The organism is Pseudomonas sp. FBCC-B1565 (assembly GCF_059133265.1).
Map to the genome: position 1 here is coordinate 880931 of NZ_CP101438.1, position 13914 is coordinate 894844.

10 protein-coding genes are annotated in these 13914 nt (G+C 61.2%); 7 read left to right on the top strand and 3 right to left on the bottom strand.

Going from position 1 to position 13914, the window contains the following annotated elements; all coding sequences use genetic code 11:
• Window positions 1-174 precede the first annotated feature (174 nt).
• Genes katB through NL123_RS04190 form a run of 4 tightly spaced genes read left to right on the top strand, consistent with a single transcriptional unit; the run spans window position 175 to window position 4459 of the window.
• Window positions 175-1716, top strand: a complete 1542-nt coding sequence (gene katB, locus NL123_RS04175; RefSeq protein WP_058427707.1) for a catalase KatB — start codon at window positions 175-177, stop codon at window positions 1714-1716.
• A gap of 58 nt (window positions 1717-1774) precedes the next feature.
• Window positions 1775-2314, top strand: coding sequence for an ankyrin repeat domain-containing protein (locus NL123_RS04180; RefSeq protein WP_248484684.1), 540 nt, complete (start codon window positions 1775-1777; stop codon window positions 2312-2314).
• Window positions 2315-2349: 35 nt separating this feature from the next.
• On the top strand, window positions 2350-3717 hold the full coding sequence (radA, locus tag NL123_RS04185; RefSeq protein WP_058427705.1) for a DNA repair protein RadA: 1368 nt from the start codon (window positions 2350-2352) through the stop codon (window positions 3715-3717).
• Between the two features lie 7 nt (window positions 3718-3724).
• Window positions 3725-4459: a hypothetical protein gene (locus tag NL123_RS04190; protein WP_494357267.1), complete on the top strand. Its 735-nt coding sequence runs from the start codon at window positions 3725-3727 to the stop codon at window positions 4457-4459.
• 4 nt (window positions 4460-4463) lie between these two features.
• On the opposite strand, the gene NL123_RS04195 is transcribed toward NL123_RS04190, so the two are convergent.
• The gene (locus NL123_RS04195; RefSeq protein ID WP_058427704.1) at window positions 4464-4832 is read right to left on the bottom strand and encodes a PilZ domain-containing protein; all 369 of its coding nucleotides are present in this window, start codon (window positions 4830-4832) and stop codon (window positions 4464-4466) included.
• 174 nt (window positions 4833-5006) lie between these two features.
• On the opposite strand from NL123_RS04195, the gene NL123_RS04200 reads away from it, so the two are divergent.
• The 3 genes from NL123_RS04200 (at window position 5007) to yjiA (ending at window position 8381) form a co-directional block, all read left to right on the top strand.
• Complete coding sequence (locus NL123_RS04200) at window positions 5007-7073, top strand: carbon starvation CstA family protein (protein ID WP_058427703.1); 2067 nt, start codon at window positions 5007-5009, stop codon at window positions 7071-7073.
• Between the two features lie 15 nt (window positions 7074-7088).
• The gene (locus NL123_RS04205; RefSeq protein ID WP_003194308.1) at window positions 7089-7286 is read left to right on the top strand and encodes a YbdD/YjiX family protein; all 198 of its coding nucleotides are present in this window, start codon (window positions 7089-7091) and stop codon (window positions 7284-7286) included.
• A gap of 135 nt (window positions 7287-7421) precedes the next feature.
• Window positions 7422-8381, top strand: a complete 960-nt coding sequence (gene yjiA / locus NL123_RS04210) for a GTPase (RefSeq protein ID WP_248484676.1) — start codon at window positions 7422-7424, stop codon at window positions 8379-8381.
• Between the two features lie 183 nt (window positions 8382-8564).
• On the opposite strand, the gene glyA is transcribed toward yjiA, so the two are convergent.
• Both glyA and NL123_RS04220 read right to left on the bottom strand, forming a co-directional pair.
• Window positions 8565-9818, bottom strand: coding sequence for a serine hydroxymethyltransferase (glyA, locus tag NL123_RS04215; RefSeq protein ID WP_494357268.1), 1254 nt, complete (start codon window positions 9816-9818; stop codon window positions 8565-8567).
• A gap of 230 nt (window positions 9819-10048) precedes the next feature.
• Entirely contained in the window at window positions 10049-13900 is a 3852-nt protein-coding gene (locus NL123_RS04220) for a sensor domain-containing protein (RefSeq protein WP_494357269.1), read from the bottom strand.
• Window positions 13901-13914: the final 14 nt, after the last annotated feature.

Here is a 13914-nt window from a genome sequence, read left to right on the forward strand (position 1 = left end):
AATAGTTTGCAAAGTGCCATCAATCGCGCGCGAAATACTCGCCAAATCAGCGACTTACCAGATTATTTTATCTATCGGGTTGGTACGGCTTTTCTATTTATCTTCTGACTCGCGGGTCACTAGCCTCTGGCAAGCACAACTGAATGTGCACTAAAAAAACCAGAGGAAACCTCGATGAACAACCCAATGAGCCGTGGGCCCGTTACAGCGCGATCCGCGCTGGTACTGGTGACCGCCAGCCTGCTCTCCCTGTCGGTACACGCCGCCAACCTGACCCGCGACAACGGTGCCGCCGTCGGCGACAACCAGAACTCGCAAACCGCCGGCGCCAATGGCCCGGTGCTGCTCCAGGACGTGCAGCTTATTCAGAAATTGCAGCGTTTCGATCGCGAGCGCATCCCCGAGCGCGTCGTACACGCGCGTGGCACCGGCGCTCATGGCACCTTCACCGTCACTGACGGCCTTAGCGACCTGACCAAGGCCAAGGTCTTTGCGGCCGGCGAGGCGACGCCGGTGTTCGTGCGCTTCTCCGCCGTGGTCCACGGCAACCACTCCCCGGAAACCCTGCGTGACCCACGCGGTTTCGCCACCAAGTTCTATACGGCCGAAGGCAATTGGGATTTGGTAGGCAATAACTTCCCGACGTTCTTCATCCGCGATGCCATCAAGTTCCCGGACATGGTCCACGCGTTCAAGCCGGACCCGCGTACCAACCTGGATGACGACTCGCGTCGCTTCGACTTCTTCTCCCACGTGCCCGAAGCCACCCGTACGCTGACCGAGCTGTACTCCGACTCTGGCACTCCGGCCAGTTACCGGGAGATGGACGGCAACGGCGTGCACGCCTACAAGCTGATCAACGCCAAGGGTGAAGTGCACTACGTCAAGTTCCACTGGAAGAGCCTGCAAGGCATCAAGAACCTCGACCCCAAGCAGGTCACCGAAGTGCAGGGCCGCGACTACAGCCACATGACCAACGACCTGGTCACCCACATCAACAAGGGCGACTTCCCCAAGTGGGACCTGTACGTGCAGGTGCTCAAGCCTGAAGACCTGGCCAAGTTCGATTTCGACCCGCTGGACGCCACCAAGATCTGGCCGGATGTACCCGAGCGCAAAGTCGGACAAATGGTGCTGAACCGCAACCCGGCCAACGTTTTCCAGGAAACCGAGCAAGTGGCCATGGCCCCGGCCAACCTGGTGCCGGGCATCGAGCCGTCGGAGGATCGCCTGCTGCAAGGCCGGGTGTTCTCCTACGCCGATACCCAGATGTACCGCCTGGGCGCCAACGCCCTGCAACTGCCGATCAACGCGCCACGGGTGACCGTCAACAACGGCAACCAGGACGGCGCGATGAACTTCGGCAAGACCACCACCGGTGTGAACTACCAGCCAAGCCGCCTGTTGCCACGGGAAGAACCGCAAACCGCGCGCTACAGCCAGTCGGCGCTGTCAGGCAGCACCCAGCAGGCGAAGATCCAGCGTGAGCAGAACTTCAAGCAGGCAGGTGACTTGTACCGCTCCTACAGCAAGAAAGAGCGTCAGGACTTGATCGAAAACTTCGGCGGCTCGCTGGCCACCACCGATGACGAGAGCAAGCACATCATCCTGTCGTTCCTCTACAAAGCCGACCCGGAATACGGCACCGGCGTGGCCAAGGTGGCCAAGGGTGACCTGGCGCGCGTGAAGGCGTTGGCGGAAAAACTGACCGACTGATCCGTTGGTTACGGTCGACGCCCCGATACGGGCGTCGACCCCTGGCAGGAGAAAAACCATGCGAATTTCTATCGGCTTGCTGATGACCATGCTGGCCTTTGTCGCCCATGCCGAGACTCCCGACCCGGTAGCGCTCAAGGCCCAGTTGCAGGACTACTACTTCGACGCCGCCCGCCGTGGTGACCTGGACATGCTCAACACCTTCATCGACGCCGGTTATAGCCTCAACACCCAGGACGACAAGGGCTACACCGCGCTGATCCTCGCCGCCTACCACGGCCAGGGGCCGTTCGTGGAGCGCTTGCTCAACGCCGGTGCCGACGCCTGCGTGCAGGACAAACGCGGCAACACCGCGCTGATGGGCGCGATCTTCAAGGGCGAGCTGAAAATCGCCCAGCGCCTGCTGGCCACCGACTGCAACCCCGACCAGCGCAACGGTGCCGGACAGACCGCCGCCATGTACGCCGGGCTGTTCAAGCGTGTCGAACTGCTCGATGAACTCAAGGCCAAAGGTGCCGACCTTAACGCCGAGGACCCGGTCGGCAACAGTGCTTCACGCTTGGCCAGTGGTGAAATCCGGACCCCGGCGTCGCGCTGAGCTATCATCGCGGTTTTTCGGTTGGAGGTTCTCAAATGGCAAAGGCCAAGCGCATGTACGGCTGCACGGAGTGCGGCGCGACCTTTCCCAAGTGGGCCGGCCAGTGCACCGAGTGCGGTGCGTGGAACACCCTGACTGAAACCATGATCGAGAGCGGCGGTGCGGCGGCCCCCACCGGCCGTGCCGGCTGGACCGGGCAGCAGGCGCAGATCAAGACCCTGGCTGAAGTCAGCGTGGAAGAGATCCCGCGATTTTCCACGGCATCCGGCGAGTTGGACCGCGTGCTGGGCGGCGGCCTGGTGGACGGCTCGGTGGTGCTGATCGGCGGTGACCCTGGCATCGGCAAATCGACGATTTTGCTGCAAACCCTGTGCAGCATCGCCAGCCGCATGCCGGCGCTGTATGTCACCGGCGAGGAATCCCAGCAACAAGTGGCCATGCGCGCCCGCCGCTTGGGATTGCCCCAGGACCAATTGCGGGTCATGACCGAAACCTGCATCGAAAGCATCATTGCCACGGCCCGTATTGAAAAACCCAAGGTCATGGTGATCGACTCGATCCAGACCATTTTCACCGAGCAACTGCAATCGGCGCCGGGCGGCGTGTCCCAGGTGCGCGAGAGCGCGGCGCTGCTGGTGCGGTATGCCAAGCAGAGCGGCACGGCGATCTTCCTGGTCGGCCACGTCACCAAAGAAGGCGCGCTGGCCGGGCCTCGGGTGCTGGAGCATATGGTCGACACCGTGCTGTATTTCGAAGGTGAATCGGATGGCCGCCTGCGTTTGCTGCGGGCGGTGAAGAACCGCTTCGGGGCGGTAAACGAATTGGGCGTGTTCGCCATGACCGACCGGGGACTGAAAGAGGTCTCCAACCCGTCGGCGATCTTTCTGACGCGTGCCCAGGAAGAAGTCCCGGGCAGCGTGGTGATGGCAACGTGGGAAGGCACCCGCCCGATGCTGGTGGAAGTGCAGGCGTTGGTCGATGACAGCCACCTGGCCAACCCGCGCCGCGTGACCCTGGGCCTGGATCAGAACCGGTTGGCAATGTTGCTGGCGGTATTGCACCGGCATGGCGGCATTCCGACCCATGACCAGGATGTGTTCCTCAACGTGGTGGGCGGGGTCAAGGTGCTGGAGACGGCGTCCGACCTGGCGTTGATGGCGGCGGTCATGTCGAGCTTGCGCAATAAACCGCTGCCTCACGACCTGCTGGTGTTTGGCGAGGTCGGCCTGTCGGGCGAAGTGCGCCCGGTACCGAGTGGTCAGGAACGGTTGAAAGAAGCGGCCAAGCATGGCTTCAAACGCGCAATCGTGCCCAAGGGCAATGCGCCGAAAGAGTCGCCGCCAGGCATAAAAATTATTGGGGTCACGCGCCTGGAGCAGGCGCTGGATGCACTGTTCGAATAAATCAGGGATGAATGCCATGCAACCATCGAAATGCTGGGGCGCAGTCGCCCTGTTTGTCGCCTTGGCCGGGTTGCCCGCTTTGGCGTGGGCCGAGTTGCCCGCCGGATATCGTCTGGCGCAAAAGCTGGCAACGGATGACGGCAGCGTTCTACAGGTGCTCGAAGACCAACGCATCAGCGCTCAGTTGCACAAGGACAGTTGGGGCAACGGGTTGGACGAAGATTCGTTCGACGAGCCCGGCGACCTGGTGGAAAAACCGTTGTTGGAAGCCCAGGTCCGGTTAGTGTCGGCCTCCGGCGACGTGATCGCCCATGAAGACCTCGGTTACCCGTTGGCCGAGGTCAAGAAAGCCCCGCTCAAGGGCTTGCCGGAGACGGTGTATTTCCTGGTCATCGACCAGACCGCGCCGATGGGTAGCTATAGCGGCCCGGCCACGCAGTTGTTAATGCCCGCCAAGCAACAACTCAAACCGATGGACTACAAAGGCACCGACGGCAAGATCAAGCCACTGACCCTGGCACAGACTGGCAAGGCCGCCTGGCAGGCGGCGACGCCAACCGCGGGTGGGGCGGATGAATTGCTGCAAGTGTCGTCCTTCATGGACGGTGATGGGGACGAAGACTTCGCCACCCGTTACACCACCTACCGTTTTGCCGATGGCCTCTGGCAGGCTGCGTCGACTCAGAAAGCCGGCTTCTGGGAGTCGGAAAGCGACTTCCCGGCGCGTACGGCATTTCCCTGAGTCGTCACACTTCCAGCAAGGCGGCCAACTCTCGGTGCAGCTCATCCTCGTCACCCAGGTTCAACTCGATCAGCCGCCGCAAGTGGCTGATCGAGTCCAGGTCGATGTGCTGACACACAAAACCCAGTTGCCCAGGATCCTCATGGGTCAGTCGCACTTGCATCTTTATATGCGCCTTGGGATCCAGGCGGATGTCGACGTCGAACGGCAGCGCCTTGTTGCCCTTCCAGTCTTCCGGCCGTTGCACCAGCAGGCCCTTTAACGACAAATCCACCAATTGCACTGGCCATTCGCGGCCGTTTTGCCGAATTTCGGTCTTGGCATCAAAGGCGATGCGGCGGAAACGACGGCGGTCAGACGGTTGCTCGGTCATGGTGAAACCCTCCGGGGATAGGGGGATTGTAGCCGTGCGTCATTATTGGCCCGGGTTTTCTGCTTTTTTTGTCCGCAGAAGGCTCTAGACCAACGTAGGGGGGTGGCCTTTAAGTCCAGTAGCGCTAAACTCCGGATGGCTGTCCTTTCTGTCCACCCTGGCTGGAATACAAAAATGAAAAATAATAATAGCCTGCTACGCCACCTACCCTGGCTGGTGCTGGCAATCGTAGGAGCGTGCGCCCTGGGCGTAGTGGCCTTGCGCCGCGGCGAGGCGATCAACGCCTTGTGGATTGTGGTCGCTGCTGTGGCCATCTATCTGGTTGCGTACCGCTACTACAGTCTGTTCATCGCTAATAATGTGATGCAGCTCGATCCACGGCGGGCCACCCCCGCAGTGCTCAACAACGATGGTCTGGACTATGTGCCGACCAACAAACACATCCTGTTCGGTCACCACTTTGCGGCGATTGCCGGTGCAGGCCCGCTGGTCGGCCCGGTACTGGCGGCGCAAATGGGTTATCTGCCCGGCACGCTCTGGCTGATTGCCGGCGTGGTGCTGGCCGGTGCGGTGCAGGACTTCATGGTCCTGTTCCTGTCCACCCGTCGCAATGGCCGTTCCCTGGGGGACATGGTTCGCGAAGAGATGGGCCGCATCCCGGGGACCATCGCGCTGTTCGGCTGCTTCCTGATCATGATCATCATCCTCGCGGTGCTGGCGCTGATCGTGGTCAAGGCCCTGGCCGAGAGCCCATGGGGCATCTTCACGGTGATGGCGACCATCCCGATCGCGATGTTCATGGGCATCTACATGCGCTACATCCGCCCGGGCCGCATCGGTGAAATTTCGATCATCGGCGTGCTGTTGCTGCTGGGTTCGATCTGGCTGGGCGGGCAGATTGCCGCTGATCCGGTCTGGGCCAAAGCGTTCACCTTCACCGGCATTCAAATTACCTGGATGCTGATCGGCTACGGTTTCGTCGCCGCCGTCCTGCCGGTGTGGCTGATCCTGGCACCGCGTGACTACCTCTCCACTTTCCTGAAAATCGGCACCATCATCGCCCTGGCGATCGGCATCCTGGTCACCATGCCCGAGCTGAAAATGCCGGCCCTGACCCAGTTCATCGACGGCACCGGCCCGGTGTGGAAGGGCGGCCTGTTCCCGTTCCTGTTCATTACCATCGCCTGTGGCGCGGTCTCGGGTTTCCACGCGCTGATCTCTTCGGGCACCACGCCCAAGCTGCTGGATAACGAAACCAACGCCCGTTATATCGGTTACGGCGGCATGTTGATGGAGTCGTTCGTGGCCATCATGGCGATGGTTGCCGCTTCGGTGATCGAACCGGGCGTGTATTTCGCCATGAACAGCCCGGCCGCCGTGGTCGGTGGTGATGTGGTTGCCGTGGCGCAAACCGTCAGCAGCTGGGGTTTTGCGATCACGCCTGAGGCGCTGCAAGCCGTGGCCCATGACATCGGCGAAACCACCATCCTGGCGCGTGCCGGCGGTGCACCGACCTTGGCGGTGGGTATCGCACAGATCCTGCACAGCGTACTGCCGGGTGAAAACACCATGGCGTTCTGGTACCACTTTGCGATCCTGTTTGAAGCGCTGTTCATCCTGACGGCGGTGGATGCGGGCACCCGTGCCGGTCGTTTCATGCTGCAGGACCTGCTGGGCTCTTTCGTGCCGGCGCTGAAACGCACCGAGTCGTGGACCGCCAACCTCATTGCAACGGCAGGCTGCGTGGCGATGTGGGGTTACCTGCTGTACCAGGGCGTGATCGACCCACTGGGCGGCATCAACACCTTGTGGCCGCTGTTCGGTATCTCCAACCAGATGCTGGCGGGTATCGCGCTGATGCTGGCTACCGTTGTGCTGATCAAAATGAAGCGCCAACGCTACATCTGGGTGACCATGCTGCCGGCCGTCTGGCTGCTGATCTGCACCACCACCGCGGGCTTCATCAAGCTGTTCGACGCCAACCCGGCGATCGGCTTCCTGTCGCTGGCGAAGAAATACAGCGATGCATTGGCCAACGGCCAGATCCTGGCCCCGGCCAAGAGCATCGACCAGATGCAGCACGTGATCTACAACGCCTACACCAACGCAACGCTGACGGCGCTGTTCCTGTTCGTGGTGTTCAGCATCCTGTTCTATGCGCTCAAGGTTGGCGTCGCCGCCTGGGGCAACAAAGAACGTACGGATAAAGAAGCCCCGTTCCAGGCCGTACCGGACGCGTAATCGAGGGTTGCAACCATGTTCAATGACATCAGTCGCCTCGGTAAATACCTCGGTCAGGCCGCGCGCCTGATGGTCGGCATGCCCGACTACGACACCTACGTCGAGCATATGCAAACCAAACACCCGGACAAGCCGGTGATGGACTACAAGGCGTTCTTCCGGGAACGCCAGGAAGCCCGTTACGGCGGCAAGGGTGGGCCCAAGTGCTGTTGAGTTAACGCAACTCCCCTGTGGGAGGGGGCAAGCCCCCGATAGCGGTGTGTCAGTGACAGATAAGCGCCTGACACGCTGCTATCGGGGGCAAGCCCCCTCCCACATTTGTTTCTGTGTTCCTTCAAGGAGAATATTTTGTCCTCTCCCATCCCGGTCACCGTCCTCAGCGGCTTCCTCGGCGCCGGCAAGACCACCTTGCTGCGCCACCTGCTCAGAGCCGAGCACGGCCTGAAAATCGCCGTGATCGAAAACGAATTCAGCGACGCCGGTATCGACACCCAGCTGTTGGGCGCAGAGCCGGTGCAAGTCATGACCCTGTCCAACGGCTGCGTGTGCTGCACCATCCACACCGACCTGACCAAAGCCCTGTACCTGCTGCTCGAGCGCCTGGACAGCGGCGAGATCGCCTTCGACCGCCTGGTGATCGAGTGCACCGGCCTGGCCGACCCGGCGCCGGTGGCCCAGACCTTTTTCATCGACGAGGAATTGCGTGAGCGCTACATCCTCGACGGCATCATCACCCTGGTGGACGCGGCCCACGCCGAGCACCACCTGACCCAGACCATCGCCCAGGCCCAGATCGGCTTTGCCGACCGCCTGCTGGTGAGCAAGCGCGACCTGGTGGACGACGCCACCTTCGACGCACTCAGCGAACGCCTGACCCGCATCAACCGCCGTGCGCCGATTCGCGTGGTCGAGCACGGCAAGATTGATTTGGCCGAACTGCTCGATGTGCGCGGCTTCAACCTCAACGCGGGCATGAGCCTGCGCCCGGTGCGCGCCGCGCCGTCCATCGACCGTATCTCCAGCCTGGTGCTGCGCACCGACCAGCCGCTGGATATCGACCGACTCAGTGAGTTCATGAACGAACTGCTGGAAGACCACGGCAAGCAACTGCTGCGCTACAAGGGCGTGCTGAACATTGCCGGGGAAGACCGGCGCATGGTGTTTCAGGGCGTGCTGAAACTCTACGGTTTCGATTGGGATACCGAATGGGCCGAAGGCGAGGTGCGAGAGAGTGTGATCGTGTTCATTGCCGATGAGTTGCCCGAAGACAAAATTCGCGAAGGTTTTGCCAAGGTCTACCAACCCTGACTTGAAACACAATCAAATGTGGGAGGGGGCTTGCCCCCGATGAGGGTGTGTCAGTAGATAACTCTGTGACTGACACACTGCTATCGGGGGCAAGCCCCCTCCCACAATTAACTGTATTTCAAACTGGAATTGGCATAAAAAAGCCCGGCTCTTCAGCCGGGCTTCTTATTCAAGCAACTGCAATCAAGCGCCGTACACCGGCAGCTTCTTGCAGATGGCCTTGACCTTCTCACGTACCGCGTCGATCACGGTTTCGTTGTTCAGGTCTGCCAGGATGTCGCAGATCCAGCCAGCCAGTTCCTTGCACTCTGCTTCCTTGAAGCCGCGAGTGGTCACAGCCGGGGTGCCGAAGCGCAGGCCGGAGGTGACGAACGGCGAACGTGGGTCGTTCGGCACGGAGTTCTTGTTCACGGTGATGAAGGCTTTGCCCAGGGCAGCGTCAGCATCTTTACCAGAAATGTCCTGCTTGATCAGCGACAGCAGGAACAGGTGGTTCTCGGTACCGCCAGACACTACGTCAAAGCCGCGCTCGATGAACACGCTGGCCATGGCCTGGGCGTTCTTGACCACTTGTTGCTGGTAGGTCTTGAACTCAGGCTGCAGCGCTTCCTTGAAGCAGATCGCTTTGGCGGCGATCACGTGCTCCAGCGGGCCACCCTGGGCGCCTGGGAAGACAGCGGAGTTCAGCTTCTTCTCGATGTCGGCGTTGGCGCGAGCCAGGATCAGGCCGCCACGTGGACCGCGCAGGGTCTTGTGGGTGGTAGTGGTCACGACGTCAGCGAAAGGCACCGGGTTCGGGTAGACGCCAGCGGCGACCAGACCGGCAACGTGGGCCATATCAACAAAAAGATAGGCACCGACTTTGTCAGCAATAGCGCGGAAGCGTGGGAAGTCCAGGATCTGCGAGTAGGCAGAGAAACCGGCCACGATCATTTTTGGCTTGTGTTCAACCGCCAGGCGCTCGACTTCGTCGTAGTCGATCAGGCCGTTGGCATCGATACCGTATTGAACGGCGTTGTACAGCTTGCCGGAGGAGGAAACGCTGGCGCCGTGGGTCAGGTGACCGCCGTGGGCCAGGCTCATGCCCAGGATGGTGTCGCCGCCTTGCAGCAGGGCCAGGTACACGGCGCTGTTGGCTTGGGAACCGGCGTGTGGCTGGACGTTGGCGTAGTCGGCGCCGAACAGTTCTTTTGCACGGTCGATGGCCAGTTGCTCAACCACGTCGACGTACTCACAACCACCGTAGTAGCGCTTGCCTGGGTAGCCTTCGGCGTACTTGTTGGTCAGAACCGAGCCTTGAGCCTCCATCACCGCAGGGCTGGTGTAGTTTTCCGAAGCGATCAGCTCAATGTGCTCTTCCTGGCGCACGGCTTCTTGCTCCATGGCGGCGAAGAGATCGGCGTCGTACTTGGCAATAGTCAAATCACGGCTGAACATGGCGGTCCTCAAGGATCGGGGGCAGAAAAGGAGGGCATTCTAACCCAATGGGTTTTAGATGGCATATGAAAGGACATCATGTCGCGGACAAGTGGAGCTCATCTGGGGATAGGCGGTGGCTGAGAGTGCCTGATCGGGGGCAAGCCCCCTCCCACAGTTGAATGTGTTCGCAGATCAGAATGTGGGAGGGGGCTTGCCCCCGATGAGGCCAGTGGCCTCACCGCAAAACTTCAGTCGAACATGAACAGCGCATCATTGCTGAACTGCGCCTCGAACCGGTTCGCCGGCATCGGCCGCCCGAACAGATAGCCCTGCACCTCGTCACAGCCATGCTCACGCAGGAAATCCAGCTGCTCATGGGTTTCCACACCCTCGGCGATCACCGCCAGGTTCAAGCTGTGGGCCATGGCGATAATGGCGCGGGCGATCTGCGCGTCCTGTTCGCCAGAAGGCAGGCCGTCGACGAAGGTACGGTCGATCTTCAACACATCGATGGGGAATTGCTTGAGGTAGTTGAGCGACGAGTAACCGGTGCCGAAGTCGTCGACCGCAATGCTCAGGCCCAGGTTTTTCAAGCTGTCGAGGATCTGCATGGCCTCGTTGACCTCACGCATCAGGATACTTTCGGTCAACTCCAACTCCAGGCACGCCGGCGGTAGGCCGGTGTCCTTGAGGATGGTGGCGATGCGCGTACCCAACTGGCCGTCGGAGAATTGCCGAGCCGAGATGTTCACCGAGACTTTCGGCACCCGCACCTTGTTCTGGTGCCAGGTCTTGAGCTGACGACAGGCCTCACTGATCACCCAGTCGCCCACATCCACCACCAGGCCCAACTCTTCCAGCACCGGGATGAAGTCTCCCGGCGGCACCAGGCCGCGGCGCGGATGACGCCAGCGCAGCAGGGCTTCGGCGCCGGTCAGGCGTTTGCCGTCGCCGCTGAACTGCGGTTGGTAATAGAGTACGAATTCGTTCTGGTCCAGCGCATGGCGCAAATCGCTTTCCAGCTCCAAGCGTTCCAGGGCGCTGGCGTTCATGTCGGCCTGGTAGAACTGGAAGTTGTTCTTGCCGCGTTCCTTGGCGTGATACATCGCCGTGTCAGCGTTTTTCATCAACTGGCTCAGTTCGTTGCCGTCCTGCGGGCTCAGGGCGATACCGATACTGGCGGTCACGAAGAACTCACGGCCCTCCAGCACGAAGGGTTTCACCAGGCTGGCGAGGATCTGCTCGGCCACATGAATCGCACGGTTGAGCGCCATGTCACGGTTGACCCGTGGTTGCAGGAGCAAGGTGAACTCATCGCCGCCCATGCGCGCCACGGTGTCGTCTTCGGCGACGCAGCCCAGCAGGCGCGTGGCCATTTCCTTGAGCATGCGGTCGCCGGCGGCGTGGCCCAGGGAGTCGTTGATCGGCTTGAAGCGGTCGAGGTCGAGGAACATCAGCACCACCCAAGACTTCTGTCGTTCCGCCGACTGCAGCGCGGTGTGCAGGCGGTCCTGGAACAGCGTGCGGTTGGGCAGGTGGGTCAGGGCGTCGTAGTAGGCCAGGCGGTGGATGCGCTGCTCGCTGGCCTTGCGCTCGCTGATGTCACTGAAAAAGCACACGTAGCTGGCCAGGTCACCTTCATCGTCGAACACGGCAGTAATGCCGACCCACGCCGGGTAATGCTCGCCATTGCGACGCTTGAGCCACACTTCGCCTTCCCAGGTGCTGTGCTGGTGCAACTGCTTGAGCACATAGCGCAGGTGGGCTTCCTGTTGTTCATCGACGGTGAGCATGTTCGGCAACTGGTCGAGCACATCGCTGACCGCATAGCCGCTGACCCGGCTGAACGCCTCGTTGGCCTGCACGATATAGCCGGCGGGGTCGGTGATCAGGATCGCTGAGGTTGAGTGTTCGAATACCGTGGCCGCCATGCGCAGGTCTTTCTCGGCGCGGCGTTGCTGGCTGATATCGCGGCCCACCCCAAGGATGCCCTCGAACGCGCCGTGTTCGTCCCACACCAGCACCAGGCGCAGTTCGATCGGCACCTTGCGACCGTCGGCGCGCAGGCAGTCGAACAGGAACAGCTGGGTCTGGATCTCATCACGCAGCCTGTTCAGTGCCTCGGGGTCGCCCAGCGCGCGGCTGACCTGTTCCATCAGGCTGTAAATGCCGGTCAGTTGCTGCGGGTTGGCGATGATTGACTGCCAGCCGTTCTTGAACACCCAGTCCACGTCATAGCCGAGCACGGCGTTGACTGACGGGCTGATGTAGTTGAGGGCCAACTGGCTGTCGGTGGAGCAGATCACGTCGCTGATGCTTTCGGCCAGCATGCGGTAGCGCTGTTCGCTGTCGCGCAGGGATTCGCTGGCTTCGATCTGGTCGGTGATGTCCTTGGCCACGCCGATGATGCGGGTGATTTGCGCAGTCTTGTCCCGCGCCAGGGCCTGTTCGCGAATATCGAAGCGCCGCCAGTCGTTATTGCGGTGACGGAAACGCAGTTGGCATTGCAGTTGGGTGGTGTAGCCGACCTGGCGCTGTTGCTGGCGCAAGTCGTGGTAATGCTCGGCGTCTTCGGGGTGCAGCAGGATTTCCCAGAAGTACTCGCCCATTTGCTGCAATTCGGCCTTGTTATAGCCGAGGGTGTGGCCCAGATGGTGGTTGCTGAAAATCATGCGCTGGCTGATCACATCCTGCACATACAGGTGGTCGGGCACGGTGCGCACCACGTCCGACCAGAAACTCTCGCGTTCCACCAGCGACAGTTCGATCAGCTTGCGGCTGGTGATATCGCTGATGCTGAGGATCACCGCCTTGAAATCGTCCTGCTGCTCGGGCAGGCGCATCACTAGCCACAGGTATTGCTCGTTGCCGACCACGTCCTTGAGCTGGATTTCCAGCTCCAACTGGCTTTGTTGGGTCAGGACGGCTTCGAGAATCTGGTAACCGATGGACGTAGCGTTGCGTGGGCAGTCATCGATCAGGCGCTCCCAGGCCTGCTCGCAGGAACCCACATTCAGCAGGCTGACCGCCACCTGGTTGACCTCGGTGACGCGCAGTTCCTTGAGCAGTTGCTGGCGCTCGCCAGGGTTGTCCTGCAGCCAGGCGTGCAGTTGCTCGCGGGTTTCCAGCCGAGTCTTGTCGAAGAACGCATTCAGCCCCGACAGGTCCAGCACGCAGAGGGCCACGCCGGTGCCTTCGAAAATATCCTGGTAGCGCCGCCGCCCCTCATGCACCTGGCGCTGACGGCGGCGCATGTTGAGCAGCACGATCACCGGGATCAACGAGAACGCCAGGCCCAGCAGGCATTTACCGATGAAGGCCGGCAGCAGTTGCTCCAGCACGGCGCTGCGGTCGAACAGCCCGCGCAATTGCCAGTCGCTTTTGCTCAGGGGGGTGACCAGCACGCTTTTGTTCAATTCGTCCGGGGTCAGCGCCGAGGTCCACTGCGCCGGCATGCCGCTGTCACGGCTGACCACGCGATGGTTAAGGCGGTTCTCGATGGCCCACATCGGGCGCTGGCCCTGGCCGTCCTGGCGGGTGAGGTTGGTCAGGTAGTTGGGCGCCAGGCGCAGCGCCCAATACATCCGTGAGCCGCCACTTGGCTGGTGCAACAAGAGATAGATGAGGGTGCCGTCATTGCTGTTGCTCAGGTAATAAGACTGGCCGTGGCTGCGTTGCACCAGTTCTTCGAGCCAGGCGCTGTCCTGGCTATCAGTGGCGCTGTCACTGATCATTGCACCGCTGGGGGCAAGCAGGGCGATGCTGCGCAGTTCCGGCAACGAACGTTGCAAGGTGCGCATCAAGGCCTGTTGCTGTTCGCTGTCACGCGGCGGCTCGACCATCGGCAGCAGGTTCAGGGCAATCTTTGCGCTGAGGGCCATGTTCAGGCTGATCTGTTCAGCCAGGTCGGCGCTGTAGTCGATGGTGTATTGCTGCTGGTTCTTCTGGTTTTGTTGCAGTTGGTCCAGCAGTTGCCAGAACAATAACGCGAGCAGCATGAGGACAAGCGTCGCCAATGCGCCTTTGAGGGTGCCGTGCAGGGGCGCTCCCGGCGCTATATGAGCGGCGCGCAGGGGAGTTGGCGGCGTGACTTTGGACAAGCTGTGATCCTGCG

Excerpts from the sequence above, each read along its gene's own strand:
- NL123_RS04190 (WP_494357267.1), top strand. The coding sequence starts at position 3,725 with ATGAATGCCATGCAACCATCGAAATGCTGGGGCGCAGTCGCCCTGTTT.
- katB (WP_058427707.1), top strand. The coding sequence starts at position 175 with ATGAACAACCCAATGAGCCGTGGGCCCGTTACAGCGCGATCCGCGCTG.
- glyA (WP_494357268.1), bottom strand. The coding sequence starts at position 9,818 with ATGTTCAGCCGTGATTTGACTATTGCCAAGTACGACGCCGATCTCTTC.
- NL123_RS04195 (WP_058427704.1), bottom strand. The coding sequence starts at position 4,832 with ATGACCGAGCAACCGTCTGACCGCCGTCGTTTCCGCCGCATCGCCTTT.
- radA (WP_058427705.1), top strand. The coding sequence starts at position 2,350 with ATGGCAAAGGCCAAGCGCATGTACGGCTGCACGGAGTGCGGCGCGACC.
- NL123_RS04180 (WP_248484684.1), top strand. The coding sequence starts at position 1,775 with ATGCGAATTTCTATCGGCTTGCTGATGACCATGCTGGCCTTTGTCGCC.
- NL123_RS04200 (WP_058427703.1), top strand. The coding sequence starts at position 5,007 with ATGAAAAATAATAATAGCCTGCTACGCCACCTACCCTGGCTGGTGCTG.
- NL123_RS04205 (WP_003194308.1), top strand. The coding sequence starts at position 7,089 with ATGTTCAATGACATCAGTCGCCTCGGTAAATACCTCGGTCAGGCCGCG.